This window comes from Nocardia sp. NPDC003482 (assembly GCF_053588115.1).
In genome coordinates, this window is sequence record NZ_JBSFPI010000020.1 from 105984 (window position 1) to 120977 (window position 14994).

Sequence of the window (14994 nt, forward strand, 5' to 3'; positions counted from 1 at the left end):
CCGCCCGGCCGTCCACAAGTTTTCCCGCCTCGCGCAGCCTGCGGTCGGGCGTCCGGTCCGAGTTCGGGGACGGCCCACGTACGTTGGGTCTCCGGCAGATTTATGCGCTGTCGGGGTGGCCGCTGTCATCGGGTTCGGGGTGATGGGTGTGGTCGAGGTGTGTCAGGTCCGGTGTGGGCCGGGCCGCCATCGCGTCGATCCATTCGCCAATCAGCGAGCCAGCCGATTCCACGTTGTCGCTGTCGACGCTTTCGTGCAGAGCGAAGAAGGCTAGGACGCCCTGCGCGTCCGGATCGCCGCCGTCGCACACGCTGCACAGCACGACCGTCCGCGCCCCTTCGACGACCGTGCCGTCGTCACGCTGGAAGCGATGCGGCACACGGGCCGTGAGCAGCGCGGGGCGCCCGCAGCGGTGACAGTGGACCTCGCCGGTGGTGACCTCGTAGTCGGTCACGTTTGCACGGTGATGCCGGGCATGGCTTTGAGTTCACCGACGAGGCCGGATCCGAGTCCGACGGGGTAGTCGGGGAGGGCGAGTTTGCGCTCGGGGCGGTGTGGGCCGTGCACGATGAGGTGGACGGGGACCTCGCCGGGATGGGCTTGCAGGGCGCGCCGGAGTTCGACGACCATGTCCTTGTCGACTCGCCGGTAGTCCACTCGCAGAACCAGCGGGGGTTCCTGTCCCACGGCGAGGTCTCCCACTTCGAGGGTGATGACCCCGGCCCCGAAGATCGACATGCGGTCCTCGCGCATGTTCACCTTGCCTTGGACGGCGACGACGCTGTCGGGGATGAGGTCGTTGGCGAACAGGGAGTATGCCTGGGCGAAGAACAGGACCTCGATCGAGGCGTCCATGTCTTCGAGGGTGACGATGGCCCAGGGCGCTCCTTGCTTGTTGACTCGCCGGTCGACCGACACGATCATGCCCGAGACGGCGACCTCGCCCTGGGGGGCTTCGTCGATGATCGCGGCGATCGGTTTGGGTGCGTGTTTGCGCAGGATGCGTTCGGTGCCGTCGAGGGGATGCGCGGACACGTACAGGCCCAGCATCTCCCGCTCGTACATGAGCAGCTGGCGGCGGGGCCATTCCTCGGCGCTGAACTGCACGTGCCCCAGCGGTGAGGCGCTGGGGTCCGCGATGCCGTCGTCGATGCCGCCGAACAGGTCGAACTGGCCCATCGCCTGCTGTTTCTTCAGGCTGATGATCGCGTCGATCGCGTTCTCGTGCACTTCGACGATCGAGCGGCGGGTGTGGCCGAGCGCGTCGAAGGCGCCGGCTTTGATCAGGGATTCGATGGTGCGCTTGTTGCAGGCGACCATGTCGACTTTTTCGAGGAAGTCGGTGAAGGAGGTGAAATTCCCCTTGGTCTTGCGGGCTTCGATGATCGCGTCGACCACGTTGGCGCCCACGTTGCGCACGGCTCCGAGCCCGAACCGGATGTCGCTGCCGACCGCGGCGAAGCGGTGACCGGAGTCGTTGACGTCGGGCGGCAGCACCTTGATGCCGAGGCGGCGGCATTCGGCGAGGTAGACCGCGGCTTTGTCCTTGTTGTCGCCGACGGAGGTGAGCTGGGCGGCCATGAACTCGGCGGTGTAGTTCGCTTTGAGGTAGGCGGTCCAGTAGGACACCAGGCCGTATCCGGCGGTGTGGGATTTGTTGAACGCGTAGCCCGCGAAGGGCAGCATGACGTCCCAGATCGTCTGGATGGCCTCGGCGGAGAAGCCGTTGGCCGTCATGCCGGCGCGGAAGTTCTCGAACTCCTTTTCGATGATCTCTTTTTTCTTCTTGCCCATCGCGCGGCGCAGCAGGTCGGCGCCGCCGAGGCTGTAGCCGGCGAGCCGCTGCGCGATGGCCATGACCTGCTCTTGGTAGACCAGCAGGTGGTAGGTCTCGCCGAGGATCGGGTCCAGCGCTTTTTCGAGTTCGGGGTGGATGGGGGTGATCGGTTGGCGGCCGTTGGAGCGTTCGGCGTAGTTGATGTGGGCGTTGGCGGCCATCGGGCCGGGGCGATACAGCGCCAGCACGGCGGCGATGTCGCCGAACTTTTTCGGCTGCATCCGGCGCAGCAGATCCCGCATCGCACCGCCGTCGAGCTGGAACACCCCGAGCGTGTCGCCGCGGGAGAGCAACTGGTAGGTGTTCTCGTCGTCGAGCGGGATGGAGTCGGCTTCGATTTCGATGCCGTGGTTTTCCTGGACGGCTTTGATCGCGTCGTCGATGACGGTCAGGGTCCGCAGCCCCAGGAAGTCCATCTTCAGCAGGCCGATGTCCTCACAGGAGGGGAAGTCCCAGCCGGTGATGATCGAGCCGTCGTCGCGCTGCCACAGCGGGATGACATCGAGCAGCGGCTGCGAGGACAAGATGACCGCGCAGGCGTGCACGCCGGCGTTGCGGGTCAGTCCCTCGAGGCCACGGGCGGTGTCCATCAGTTTGCCGATGTTGGGGTCGCTCTCGGCGTAGGCGCGGACCTCGGCGGCTTCGGCGTAGCGCTCGTGGTTGGGGTCGAAGATCCCCGACAGTGGAATGTCCTGCGCCGCGATCGGGGGCGGCAGCAGTTTGACGACCTTCTCGGCGATGGAGAAGCCGGGTTGCCCGTACAGGACCCGCGCCGCGTCCTTGATGGCGGCCTTGGTTTTGATGGTGCCGAAGGTGATGACCTGGGCGACGTTCTCGGCGCCCCATTTGTTGATGGTGTACTCGAGCACCTCACCGCGGCGACGTTCGTCGAAGTCGAGGTCGATGTCGGGCATGGTCACGCGTTCGGGGTTGAGGAACCGCTCGAACAGCAGTGAGTGCTCGATGGGGTCGAGGTCGGTGATCTGCAGGATGTAGGCCACCAGCGATCCGGTCGCCGAACCTCGGCCGGGCCCGATCGCGATCTTCTGGCGTTTGGTCCAGCGGACGAGGTCGCCGACGACCAGGAAGTAGGCGGGGAACCCCATCGAGGAGATGGTGCTGAGCTCGAACTCGATACGGTCGCGGTATTGCTGGGTGATGCCGTTGGGGAACCGCAGGGGCGTGAATTCCTCGACCTCGCGGCGCAGCAGCAGGTCTTCGGTCTCGCCTTCCTTCAGCGGGAACCGGGGCATCCGGTCGACGTGGTTGTATACCTCGTCGTAGGGTTCGATCCGTTCGGCGATCTCGAGGGTGGCGTCGGCCGCGCCGGGAACCTCGGTGTCCCAGTAGGCGCGCATCTCCTCGGCCGACTTCAGGTAGTAGCCGTCGCCGTCGAACTTGAATCGGGTGGGATCGTCGAGCGTCTTGCCGGCCTGCACGCACAGCAGCGCGGCGTGGGTGTCGGCCTGGTCCTGGGTGACGTAGTGGCTGTCGTTGGTCGCCACCGGCTTGAGGCCGAGTTTGCGTCCGACCTCGAGCAGTCCCTCGCGGACCGATCGCTCGATCCGCAGGCCGTGGTCCATGAGTTCGAGGTAGAAGTTCTCGGCCCCGAAGATGTCGCGGTAGTCGGCGGCCGCCTGCAGGGCTTGGTCGAACTGTCCCAGACGCAGCCGGGTCTGGACCTCGCCGGAGGGGCACCCGGTCGTGGCGATGATGCCCTCGGAGTACTCCGCGAGCAGGTCACGGTCCATGCGTGGCTTACGGTAATACCCCTCGAACGAGGCCAGGCTCGACAGCTTGAACAGGTTCCGCAGGCCGGTGGCGTTGGCGGCGACCATGGTCATGTGGGTGTAGGCGCCGCCGCCCGACACGTCGCCGCCCTCGCCGTATTCGTCGGTACCGCGCTGGTTGCGGTCGCCCCAGAACACCGGCTTCTTGTGGAACCGGGTGGTGGGGGCGAGGTATGCCTCGATCCCGATGATGGGTTTGACCGCGCTCGCCTTGGACACCCGGAAGAACTCCGCGGACCCGAACATGTTGCCGTGGTCGGTCATCGAAACCGCCGGCATCCCCAACCGTTCGGCTTCGGCGAAGAGTTTCTTGATCTTCGCGGCCCCGTCGAGCATCGAGTACTCGGTATGAACATGAAGATGGACGAACGACGAACTGGTCAACGGTGCGCTCACACTCCCTCGCGGTCGAGACAAGAGGCTACCGTCTCGGAGCCCCTTCTCGGCAACGCCACGCGGTGAGGTCGTCGACACGTCCCGAACTGCTTGTCGCGCAGCGGTATTCACTGCGAGCGGTGGTTCGGGTTCGGTTGACTGTCAGGTGTGGAGGGCCGTGTCGGAGAGGGCCGTGTCGGGTGTGGTTTGTGTCAGAAGTTCCAGCCGAGTACGGGCTCCGTCACGGTGCTGAATGCGAGGTCTACGGTGTCCAATATCGTTTCGGTGCGAGCCCGCAGCCTGTTGGCGGCGGCGAACGTCCTGGCGCGGTGAGCCCCGAAGTACAGGCTGCCCAGCACGTCCAGGCCGAGGTCTACGTCAGGGGCGCGTGTCGTCGGATGACACTGTGCGCCATCGTGATCGGCCACCAGCCGCACCGAGCTGTCGGTGTTTCGGAAGGGGTCGTGCACACGGAGGACCACGTCGAGATCGCATCGGTAAACCCGGGCGCGGAGAGCGGTCGGGATGTCGGTGATCCGTGTCCAGAGCGCGTCTCGGGTGGCGGCCACCTGCACGAGACGGGGATCGACGAGAAGGTAGGGAAGGGGGTCGTCGAAGGGCAGGGAAGCAGTGACGCGGGAGAGGCCGTCCAGGGCCAGCAGCGCACGCCACAGGGCAGCGTGGGCGTCGGCGGTGAGGTAGCGCAGCTCCTGGACTCGGATGGCGCCGGTACGGGCGTTCGGCTCTCCCCAGTGGCAGTTGTACAGCGCATAGCCGTCGTCATGGACCAGTGCGAACGATCCCGAGCCGCCGTGTAAGGGGTGTGTCGGGTTGTCGAAGAAGCCGCCCCATGCGGATTCCGGTCGTGCCTGTGCGGCGGGGGTCTGTCGGCGCCAGCGGTCGTAAATCGCGGGGATGAGTTTGCTTGCTTCCGCCATGGTGACGAATCGTGCCCCGCCTGGGTTCGGGGTTGTCGACAGCCACCGTGCCGTGGCCCGGTCGATGCTGATCTCGAACTTTCTCGTGGATGGGCCATAGCCGAATCGGCCGTAGATTCCGCCTTGTGAGGACATGAGGATCGTCAGCGGCACTCGCGCTGTTCTGCTGCGCCGATCGACTTCGTCGAGCAGTGCCCGCATGATGCCTTTGCGCTGGTGCAGGGGATTGACCGCGACCGCGGTGAGCCCGGCCGCCTGCAGTTGCTGACCGCCGGGGACGGTCACGGTGAATCGTCCTACCGTCACGTTGCCATCGACCGTGCCGTCGGAGTCTGCGACCAGCGACTCGCCGAGGGCGAAGTTCTCCCACAGCGCGTTGAAGACGCTATCGGGATGGCGGCCGCCGTAGGTGACGTCCATGAGTTCTCGAATGTGAGGCAGGTCCGGTTCGGTCGTCGTGCGGATTCGATGCGGGTGGGTCGCCGTCATGCGAGGGTGTCCTTTCGATGGGTTGCGCGCCACGGCAGCAGTGCCGCGCTGAGGATCAGGAGAACGGCGGAGCAGCCGATCGCGACGCGCACACCGGCTGCGCTGGCGATCACTCCGCCCGCGGCGGCGAACAGGGGCTGTATCCACTTGGAGGTGATCGACCACGCCGTGGTGACGCGGGCCATGTAGTCATCGGCGGTGCAGTTCATGCGCTCGGTGACGAAGACCGGGTTGAAGGCGCCGGCGAAGAACATCAGCACGGTCACCGAGCCGATGATCAGGAGCAGGCCACGTCCGTCGGGGCCGGCGAACAAGACGGGCCCGAGCCACAGCGCGCGCAGGCCGCCGAGGACGAGCAACGATTTCCGGTCGCCGAATGCCGCGGTCACGCGGCCAGCAATCACAGACCCCAGGACACCGCCCGCTCCCGGAAGCCCGAGCGCCAACCCGTACTGCCAAGGCGTGAAATGAAGTTCGCGCAACATCAATATCGCCAACAGCGGTGTGAACATCATGATCGAGCCGCCGAAGAGGGCGGCATTCGCCAACAACAACCGCAGCATCGGGCTGCGTGCGATGTAGCTCCAACCGGAGCGGATCACCAACGCCCAGTGATGATCTGGGGGGCGTTGCGGCGGTGGGGTTCGCTCGGTGGGGATGGCGCGGAGCACTCCTGCGGCGAAAAGATAGCTGATGGCGTCGACGAGGACGGTGATCGTCGGACCGATCGCAGTGATGATCGCGCCACCCACGGGGGCGCCCGCCACGGCAACGAGCTGGAACATGGTTTCGAGCCGCCCCATCGCGGTCACACGCTGTGCGCGCGGCACAATCGCCTTGATGTAGGCGTGGCTCGCCGAGCTGATCGCGATCGCGCACACGGTCTGCACCGTGACCACCGCGCAGAGTTGGGCGAAGCTGAGGACACCGAGCCAACCTGCCACGGGAATCGTGAAAAGACTCGCGAAGGCCAGCAGGTTGGCCGCTGTCATGATCGGCAGTTTGCGGTGGAATTCAACAAACGGTCCGATAGGCAAAGCAATTGCGGCGCTTGCGATTCCGGAGATGGACGCCAGAAGCGAGACCTGCACGTTGGAGCTGTCGAGGACCAGGATGGCGAGTAACGGGATGGCTCCGCCGCCTATTGCGCTGCCGACCTGGCTGACCGTGGAACTACGCCACAGTCTCCGGAAGTCGCGGGGCAGCCGATCGCCGGTTGTGTTGGTGACCGTCATCGTGGCCCGACAACGTCGAGCGCGGCGAGGGTGCGGCGCCGGGTGAGGACCTGTTCGATCCGCGGCATCGGGTCGGCCGCCCGTTCGGGCGTCGTGCGGGCGAGGGCCGGCAACGCGAGCCGGAACCGAGCGTCTCCGTTGTGGTCATATCGGACCCAGACCGCAGAAGATCCCGCGAACCGCTCGAAGCACGGGTCGGGGAGAGCGGTCGATGGGGCCGTGCCGCGCGTGTCGAGGAGATAGAGCGGGGCTGACCCGGTCTGGTCACACCAGGCCAGAACCGTTCCCGCGTCGTTGATGTCGAGAAGTCTCCCCCGGACAACATCGAGCCACGCTTCCAGTTCGGGAGCGTCTTCGGTCATCTGCCTTTGCCCCTGGGTATAGGTCGGCTGCCTGACGCCGATACTGCGCGGCGCCAGGCAGCCGAGTTAGTGAATTGCGGTGTCACTCCGCCTTGCGCACCAGGGGAGCCCTGGTGTCGTGGCGCAGCGAGATGTTGTCCTGGACCGCGAAACCGGAGCACGGCCGGGACGGCATCATGCCGGCCTCGACGAGCGCCATGTAGGCGTCCACGTCGCTCGGGTCGACGTGCGAGGCGATGTTGCCGCCGGTGAGGGTCTTGGAGACCGCGCCGGTCGACGGCTCGAATGCGATACTCATTGCATTTCCTCCTTCTATCCAGCGTCGTTGGGCCCCACCGTGGCCACGACTACGACGCAGGTCTGGTGTTGTTCGAGCGGGACCACCGAACTGGTGAGCCATCCTGGGACGATCGCCAGGCTCCCGCGCTGCGGCTTGATGACCAGAGAGGCGCCCCAGGGCAGCCCGGGCACCGCGGACATGCTGCTGCCGGCCCGCGGGTCCAAGACCGCGATACTGCCCGAATCGGAATGCTGCGACGGGGTCGCCGACAGGAACAGCCAGCCGAGGTAAGGGCCGGGTTCGACCCATACCGGCGCCTCGAATCCGGGTCGCCACACCTGCAATTCGAGGTTCACCCTGTCGATGTCGACCACGGGCAGTCCCTGGTTTCGATCGCCGTCGGCCAGCCGCTGCATGCCCTGGACGAACAACTGCTGCACGCTGGTGTGATCAGGGATGGTCTCGATCGGATGGCTCTGCGAGACCGCGGCGCCCTTCTCGAGATCAGCGGGTACATCGGGCAGTTCGCTGTCGGGAACCTGGCTCAGCGCGACATTGGTCGGCCACAGCCGTCGGACGTGCCCGACGTGGGTGGGACGCGGGTAGGTCGCCGTGGTCTCGGTCACGATGCTTGCCTCTCCACGTAGCCGACGTTGAATGCGATACAGATTCGGGTGCCGCCACCGAACAGGGTCGCTTTGACCGAATGCGGCAACCAGGACGGGAAACACACCATCGTTCCCGGTTTCGGCTGGACGTACTGGACGCCCGGACTCGCCTGGCGGGCGATGGCTGCTGGTCGGGGGTCGAGCAGTTGCAGGTGCCCTGCGTCCTGGTCGACACCGCCGGTGTCGATGTAATACACGCCCGACCAAGCGGATTCGTGATGTGTGTGGAGGCGATGGCTGCCGCCCGACCGATAGACCACCGCCCACCCCTCGGCGACCATATCGACTTCGGCTTCGGTCTGGATGTCGCCGACGAGGTCGTGGGAGATCTCGGTGACCGCGTCGAGGACCCGATCGCGGAGCCAGTCGATGGCCGGATGATTCCAGCGGAGGATGTCCATGCTCGTCTTGGTGGCGCCGATGACGCCGAACAGCAAGGGATCCTGTTGGCGCTTTTCGCCCTCGAGGACCAGTTCGCGCAGTTCGGCGTTGATGGCGTCGACGCGGTGCTGGCCTAAGTCCTCGACGTAGTCGTGCTGATACAGCGGTGTTGCCCACATCTTGACGACGCGTGCTGCGGTGTCGACGGACAAGCTAGGACCTCCTCATTCTCTGGATGATCTGGACGGCTTCGTCGGTCAGGAGGTCCGCGGCGTGCTCGTCGAGGACGGTGAGGCAGTCGGTGGCGTAGCCACGGAGGATGGCGGCTTGGTGGGGCTGGCCGCAGTCGTCGTAGAGGTCCGCCAGTGCCAAGCCGACGTGCGCGGCGCCGATCACTTCCCTCGCCGACCGTTCGGTGGTGCCGGAGGGAAGCGTGAGATCCCTTGCCGCCTCGGCTTTTTCGAGCGGGCAGACTTCTTCCAGCAGGTACAGCCATTGATGGCAGAACTCGTGGACCACTTGTTCGCGCAACTCCTCGTCGGAGGCGAAGGCCGCCGGGGCGAGCATGATGTGCTGGGGCCAGTGCGGCGCGGAGGAGGAGATCGCTCGGCTGTCGGTCGGGAGTTGCAGGAAACGGACCGGCAGCTGAAAGAACGATGCCCAATGAGGCTTTGTGTCAATGACGAACCGAAGGGCGTCGCCGATCTGCTCGTGCTGACGATCGGTGCATTCCGGCAGTTCTGGTCCGACACTGTTCGAACGTGCTCTGCAACCGGTAAGTGGCCGGAGCCAGAATTCGAGATCCGTATGCTCGGGTAAGTCGCCTATTTCTTGTCGTTTCAGCGTCCAGCACCGTGAGGCGATCACCGCTGCGATGAGCGGGCCGGTGTTGCAGGGCGTGTCGAGAAACGGCACCTGGGAAGCAAGGCGTGACTTCACGCCCCCCGTCGTCATGATGTCGAGTGCCTTTCCTAGAGTTTCAGCGGTGTGAACATCTCCGACTGTTCGAACGGGTCCGAGGGAAGGTCGATCGGAATGTAGCAGCGTCCTGCGCGGCGGCCCACTTGAAGGCACGGGTAGGGGTAGCGCGCCGTTGGATTACCTGCGAACGCTTTCCGCAGATCCGGTCTGGCGTGCCGGATGAGCTCCAGATCACACGCCACTCCGTCGTAAACGTCGAAACCGAATCTCGGGTCGTCGATGTCGAAGTCATCGACAACGACGACTCCTCGGGTGATGCTGTTCAATTCGGTGGTCAGCGGCCACTGCTCGCCCCAGTGCGCGTCCAGGTAGACCAGCGGAACATCGGTCTGGGCGAGCGCCGCTGGGAGGAGTTCCGCCGAATCGCCGTGCGCGATGTGGACCTGGGAGAATTCTTTCAGGCGCGTTCCGACGAAATCTGCGTACTGCCTGTTGACGTCGCAGGTCCAGATCGGCAGAGACGGGTAGTTGCGAGCCAAAAATTCGGTGGTATCTCCAAGGCAGCATCCGGTCTCCAGGATGTGGCTGATACCGTAGCTTTTCACAATGAAATCGAACTGAAGTGCCGCCTGGATGTCGAACCCGAAGGGGCCTCCACCATCGGAAAGAAGAGGGGCACCCGCGCGCGGCGTGCTATAGAAATTGAAAAACAGAAGATCAGTCGAGCCTTCGCGCAAAATCCCCCCTAGTTGCCAGCCTAATGGCGTTCTCGGTGCGTCCAAAATCTTCGCGTTATAGCATCCTACGGATGCGCGAGGATTTTTCCTACCGTCGAAAGATTCAGCCCCCCTGTAATCTCATCGTTCATCAAGTTCGACCGGCTATTGCGATCGCTACCTGCTTCATCATCTTTACACGATGCCTCGCGGTCTGCAACACCCCGCGCTCAAAATACATGAACCCGGATCTCGCACTGCTGCTACCTGGAACTACTTGCCTTCCCGCGCCGTCATCGGTGGCGGAATACCGCGAGCCGTCGTCCAACACCCGGTATGCGGCGGCCTGCGAGGGTCTACCCCAGCAGCAGCGCGGTCACGACCAACCACAACAATCCGTTCGCGGCGGTGCGACGGCCGAAGCCGTTGCAGTTCGCGGCATCCTGCTTGTGATGCGCTCGATCCATCCTGGACCGCGCTTCTTCCGAAGAGCCGTGTGGCGCGCGTCCCTCGCCCCTCCAGTCGGTGCGGCAGAAATCGGTGAGTCGGCACGGCTGTGGCGGGATGATCGGCTCATGACCGATTCCGCAACTCCCGCAACACATCCCGCAACCGCGCTCGACGTCGCCGGGGAGATGATTGATCGGGTGAGGGCCACCGATCCCCGTGATACGGAGGCGGTGTTGTTCGCCGCGTGGGAGGGGCTGCGGTTGACGCTGGTGCTGGACATGTTGCTGGAGCGGCGGATCACGCCGGTGGATCGGCTCCCGTTCCCGGGGTTCACGTGGCAGCCCGGTTCGTGTCGGCAACGGCTGGATATCGCGATGTCCTGGCTGGAGGCGGCACCATCGCTGCCCAACGTCGCCAACTCCGCGGAAGAACCCGGATTCCTGACCGCGGCGCTGGTACCGCGGGAGGTGGCCGAGGCGGCGATGGCCCCCGCGTTCGCGGAGCTGCCGGGATTCGCGCCTGAGGAGAAGCGGGAGCTGGTGGGGGCGGAGATCGTGCGCACCGGGGCTCGGACGATCTGGTTACGGGTTCACGAACTCCTCACGGCGGCAGAGAGATACGCCGTCGAACTCGACGACGGGCGGGCATGCCGGATCGCCGCGTTGATGGCGTTGGAACTGGCCCGGCCGGAAACGATCGACACCCGCCGTGATCTGACGCGGCGGGTCGTCGCGGCGAAGGTTCCTCAGCGGCTCGGACGCAAGGCGTTGCGGGCCGACACCGCGCTGCTCGAGCAGCTGCGCGCGGCGGTCACCGCCAGCGCCGGGCCGGACGGGTGGGCGGGGTTGAAGAAGATCGTGGCCGCGCTGCGGCGCACGGATCCCGAGTGGATGCCCGAGCGCTGGGGGTATGACACCGACCTCGGATTGATCAATGCGACAACCGAATTCGACATCCGCAAGGTCGACCGCGATGGCCGACAGATTCCCGAGGTTCGTGCCCGTCACCCGTGAGGATCTGTTGCCGTGCCTTGCTCGTGTCAGGCCGCTACCACTGCGACGCCCACGTCACCGCCGGTTCACCGATGACGAAACGCCGTGTACCGCGGCGGTTCCACCCCTGACACACCAGACAGCCTGCCACGGCCCATATCGCGCCACGACCGAATCGCGATCCGACAGTAGCGAAGCGCACTCAGGTCACCGTTTGACCGTACCCGCGGCCACCAGCGCGACGGCCCGTCAGGCACTATCGCTGCCGGTCCAGCACCGTAGTGCCGTGCGCGGCTATCCACGCGAGGACGTGGGTGTGGTCGGGGGCGTCGGCAGGCGGGGTAGGCCAGAGCTCCCGCCACGTCACCCCACCCTCGGCCACGAGAGCCTGATCGAGGTGCTCCCCGCCACCGTGGGGATGGTCGGCGGGCCAGTGTTCGAGCAGGATCAGCCGACCGGCCCGGTAGCGGTGGCGCACCGCCGCGGCGATGTGCTCGATCGCGTTGGTGATCGACACACCCTGCGCGAGATCACGGACCACGGCCACCGTCGCATCGGTGTGATCACCCGCAGCCCACACCCGCAGGTGTGCGACACCAACGCCGAACCCCCCCCCCGCCCGATAGGCCCAGCGCGGATCGTCAAACAGCCGTTCGCCCAGCGGGGGTAGGGCGGGGAAGGTGGGCACGGTGCCTCCCGGGTACGGGGCCGCCTGCGGTGCGGCGGCCCCTCCAAATATGCATGCGGGCATATTTTCACGCACCCGGGGCGCGCTCCCTCGGCCCTGGCCCGAGGCCGAGGGCGTCGGGCCCGAAGATCCGAAACAGATCGACCTGCTCGACCAGGCGGTCCTGGTCGGCGCGGTCGGCCAAAACATTCGCCAGGCCCGTGAGGCCGAACTCGGCGACCAACTCGCGGACCATCCGAAGGGCGGCGGCCCGATCTCCGGCCAGGTGGGCGGTCTGGAGGCGCGCGACCCGATCCACGATTGCGCGCTCATCGTTCTCGTCGTCCTCGCTCATGCTGCTCGTTTCTCCTCCGCGCGGCTCTGCGGCTGTCGCAGATCGCCGGGCACGCGAATCCGAAATGGCATGGGGCGCAGTCAGTTCCCGATCTGCCCCTGAACGGCAATCAGACCGCACAAGAGGAACCTTCGCCGACAGGGTCTCGGGCCGTTCTCCCCCCGCGCCGGTACTCACGGTGATTGCGATCATCAATCCCTCCCCACATATAGGAAACCGTTACCCCAGCGGTTGCCTGCCTTCCATGGGCTTGGCCTCTCCTCTTGTAGCGCTCGTGCCAGATCGGCTCTCCACATGGCTTCATCCTCCTCTTCGTCCCAATCCGGGACCTTCCGCTGGAGCAGCTTCCATCCCATTACGAGTGCTGTAAAAACGCCAACGGTGAGGGGGATGGCGCCCGCTCTGTGATGGGACAAGGCGAGCGCCATGCCGTACAGCGCCACCGATGCCCCTGAAGCCATCGCTATTCTTGTCGAATTTCGGAGTCTCAGCTGCGCGACTTGGGCTGTAACTACCGAGTCGATCCACGTCTCGCGCTCGTGAACGTCCGCTTCGATGTGCCGGATCTGAGCCAAGGCGTAGCTAATAGAGATATCAACCGTTTCTACTCCATCGTGACCGACGGGCCATGCTTGCCGCACCTTTAGAAGGGTCTCCAAACGCTCGTACGGCGTATGTTTTGCGGTCCTGGTAGCGAAGTATCCAGCGATCAACGCTCCCACTAGCGCCGCGATGATCGCGCCGCGTCCTTGCATGAGGGGTGTGTAGTCCTTCACATCCAGCGCGAGATTGGTTGGGCGCCAAGTGGTCACACGATCATCCTGACAGCACGCGCACGACACTTGTCGTGATTCGCTGAAGTCATCTCGAAAGCCATCGAACTGCTCGAAAATCTCTGAGTGAATCGCCTTTGTTCCCTCGTTAAGCCCAAGAGAAGCGCGGCCCGCCCGCGCGGTCACCGAGGGCCAGTCCGGCCCTGGACAGGGCGCGGCGGTCCACCACATCGTCCATCCCCGGAGTGGCCCTGCGGGTCGTTCTTGACAACTGGCGGCCAATCCTTCGGCTGGAGGTTGGCAGGCTTCTGCGCGACATCCTCATCCCAGTCGAAGGTGGGAGCCGGAGGTCCCCACCGTTTTGGGTTGGCAAAGGACGTCCGGCTTCCGCTGAAGTGCGCCTTCGCAAATGAGGTCGCGCTAGAAAAGGTCGCCCTCCCAAACTCGGCAACGCCGGAGAAGGTTACGTCGTTGAAGTCGGCGGTGTCGGAGAAGGTCACCCCGTCGAACCAGGCCGACTCAGAAAATGTGGCGTGGTCGAATCGCGCATTGTTGCAGAAGATCGCGCCGTCGAACCAGGTATTGTCGGAAAAGGTCACTGCGAAGAAGTCGGCGGTGTCCGAGAAGGTCGCATTACTGAAAAGGGCTGAGGAGAAGGTAGCGAACTCGAACCCGACGGTGCCGGAGAAGGTCACGTCGTTGAACCAGACGGTGTCCGAGAAGGTCGCATCCATGAACGAGGTGGGGCCGGAAAAGGTTGCATGCCCGAACCGAACAATGCCTGCGAACGTTGCAGTGCTGAAGTCGACGTCCTCCAGGTAAGCAGTGCGGAGATCGAATTCACTTGCCGACCAACTGTATTCGGCTGAGTCGCGGAGATGATCGGCGATGACGCGGACGATCGTCGCACGCACTTCGTGATCGTTCTGCCGGTACTCGACGTGTTCCTCTGTCTCCCCCCTCACTCGCCCGCGCTCGAAGCGGGGGGCCTTGACCACGAACTTGGTGCGTCCGCTGCTCCCGTGGCCCGCGTCGAAAGGCAAGCGTAGATAGCCGCACAGCACGTCGATGCACTGCTGACGGCGCAGCCCGCGAGACTCATCTGCCACACCGGCCATCGCGTACACCCCGGCTATGCGTACCGCGACGTCGGCCGAACCGAGTTGCGCGGCCGCGGCGCCGAAACGCTCTACGAACCGGCCTTGTTCGAGGTCGCGCTGCCGACGGTAGGCGATCACCAACGCCACCACACCGCCGACGCCAGCGACGACGGTCAGCGACAGTTTGGTGAGATCGGCAGGCGCCGCCTTCGCATGTTCGTCGGTCTCGATGGACCTGGTCAGCAGCCAATACGCGGTCACAGCAAGCGCCAAACTCAACGTCAACGCCGCGACGACCGACCACAACAATCCGATCGTTGCGGTGCGGCGTGTAATCGCCTTCCCACCGCGCACGAACCCGCCCGCGAGCGTGATCCGCGTCGAACCATGTTTCTTCCGCCCCGTCATGGCCCTGATTCTCGCGGAGAAATAGCCGCCACACCGGCGGTATCAGCGGAGGGGGGCACCAGGCCCGGGGTGGGGTGGCACCGAATCCCTAGGTGTGGAGGATGCGGTGGATCGTCAGGCGCTCGTTGACGCCGGGTTGGATCCGGATGATCCGGAGGAGTGGGCTGCGCAGCGCTGGGTTCAGCTGGTGCTGACCTTGCGAGGGGTCGAGTTGGGTTGGCGCACACCCGATCCCGGTGATCCTGCACTGCGTCGCG

At 65.1% G+C, this 14994-nt stretch carries 15 protein-coding genes; 1 reads left to right on the top strand and 14 read right to left on the bottom strand.

What is annotated here, in order from left to right; all coding sequences use genetic code 11:
* Positions 1–100 precede the first annotated feature (100 nt).
* The 10 genes from ACWDSJ_RS28165 to ACWDSJ_RS28210 all read right to left on the bottom strand — a co-directional run bounded on the left by ACWDSJ_RS28165 (position 101) and on the right by ACWDSJ_RS28210 (position 10013).
* On the bottom strand, positions 101–454 hold the full coding sequence (locus ACWDSJ_RS28165; protein ID WP_450035429.1) for a DUF6300 family protein: 354 nt from the start codon (positions 452–454) through the stop codon (positions 101–103).
* Positions 451–4023: a DNA polymerase III subunit alpha gene (gene dnaE / locus ACWDSJ_RS28170; protein ID WP_450035430.1), complete on the bottom strand. Its 3573-nt coding sequence runs from the start codon at positions 4021–4023 to the stop codon at positions 451–453. The genes ACWDSJ_RS28165 and dnaE overlap by 4 nt, the downstream gene beginning before the upstream one ends.
* A gap of 191 nt (positions 4024–4214) precedes the next feature.
* A complete protein-coding gene (locus tag ACWDSJ_RS28175; RefSeq protein ID WP_450035431.1) occupies positions 4215–5429 on the bottom strand; it encodes a GNAT family N-acetyltransferase in 1215 nt (404 codons plus the stop codon).
* Entirely contained in the window at positions 5426–6664 is a 1239-nt protein-coding gene (locus ACWDSJ_RS28180) for an MFS transporter (protein WP_450035433.1), read from the bottom strand. The genes ACWDSJ_RS28175 and ACWDSJ_RS28180 overlap by 4 nt, the downstream gene beginning before the upstream one ends.
* Positions 6661–7026 carry a hypothetical protein gene (locus ACWDSJ_RS28185; RefSeq protein ID WP_450035434.1) on the bottom strand — a complete coding sequence of 122 codons (366 nt, stop codon included), beginning with the start codon at positions 7024–7026 and terminating at the stop codon, positions 6661–6663. The genes ACWDSJ_RS28180 and ACWDSJ_RS28185 overlap by 4 nt, the downstream gene beginning before the upstream one ends.
* 82 nt (positions 7027–7108) lie before the next feature.
* Positions 7109–7324 carry a hypothetical protein gene (locus tag ACWDSJ_RS28190; protein ID WP_450035436.1) on the bottom strand — a complete coding sequence of 72 codons (216 nt, stop codon included), beginning with the start codon at positions 7322–7324 and terminating at the stop codon, positions 7109–7111.
* Positions 7325–7338: 14 nt separating this feature from the next.
* On the bottom strand, positions 7339–7932 hold the full coding sequence (locus ACWDSJ_RS28195) for a hypothetical protein (protein ID WP_450035437.1): 594 nt from the start codon (positions 7930–7932) through the stop codon (positions 7339–7341).
* Positions 7929–8567 carry a TIGR02466 family protein gene (locus tag ACWDSJ_RS28200; RefSeq protein WP_450035439.1) on the bottom strand — a complete coding sequence of 213 codons (639 nt, stop codon included), beginning with the start codon at positions 8565–8567 and terminating at the stop codon, positions 7929–7931. The genes ACWDSJ_RS28195 and ACWDSJ_RS28200 overlap by 4 nt, the downstream gene beginning before the upstream one ends.
* Before the next feature lies 1 nt (position 8568).
* Positions 8569–9309 carry an aKG-HExxH-type peptide beta-hydroxylase gene (locus ACWDSJ_RS28205; protein WP_450035441.1) on the bottom strand — a complete coding sequence of 247 codons (741 nt, stop codon included), beginning with the start codon at positions 9307–9309 and terminating at the stop codon, positions 8569–8571.
* Positions 9310–9326: 17 nt separating this feature from the next.
* Positions 9327–10013, bottom strand: coding sequence for a hypothetical protein (locus tag ACWDSJ_RS28210; RefSeq protein ID WP_450035442.1), 687 nt, complete (start codon positions 10011–10013; stop codon positions 9327–9329).
* Between the two features lie 71 nt (positions 10014–10084).
* On the opposite strand from ACWDSJ_RS28210, the gene ACWDSJ_RS28215 reads away from it, so the two are divergent.
* Positions 10085–11455, top strand: coding sequence for an OST-HTH/LOTUS domain-containing protein (locus ACWDSJ_RS28215; RefSeq protein ID WP_450035443.1), 1371 nt, complete (start codon positions 10085–10087; stop codon positions 11453–11455).
* Positions 11456–11690: 235 nt separating this feature from the next.
* On the opposite strand, the gene ACWDSJ_RS28220 is transcribed toward ACWDSJ_RS28215, so the two are convergent.
* The 4 genes from ACWDSJ_RS28220 to ACWDSJ_RS28235 all read right to left on the bottom strand — a co-directional run bounded on the left by ACWDSJ_RS28220 (position 11691) and on the right by ACWDSJ_RS28235 (position 14737).
* Positions 11691–12122 carry a hypothetical protein gene (locus tag ACWDSJ_RS28220; RefSeq protein WP_450035444.1) on the bottom strand — a complete coding sequence of 144 codons (432 nt, stop codon included), beginning with the start codon at positions 12120–12122 and terminating at the stop codon, positions 11691–11693.
* A gap of 67 nt (positions 12123–12189) precedes the next feature.
* A complete protein-coding gene (locus ACWDSJ_RS28225; protein ID WP_450035446.1) occupies positions 12190–12456 on the bottom strand; it encodes a hypothetical protein in 267 nt (88 codons plus the stop codon).
* Positions 12457–12647: 191 nt separating this feature from the next.
* Positions 12648–13268 carry a hypothetical protein gene (locus ACWDSJ_RS28230; protein ID WP_450035448.1) on the bottom strand — a complete coding sequence of 207 codons (621 nt, stop codon included), beginning with the start codon at positions 13266–13268 and terminating at the stop codon, positions 12648–12650.
* 143 nt (positions 13269–13411) lie between these two features.
* The gene (locus ACWDSJ_RS28235) at positions 13412–14737 is read right to left on the bottom strand and encodes a pentapeptide repeat-containing protein (protein ID WP_450035450.1); all 1326 of its coding nucleotides are present in this window, start codon (positions 14735–14737) and stop codon (positions 13412–13414) included.
* Positions 14738–14994 lie beyond the last annotated feature (257 nt).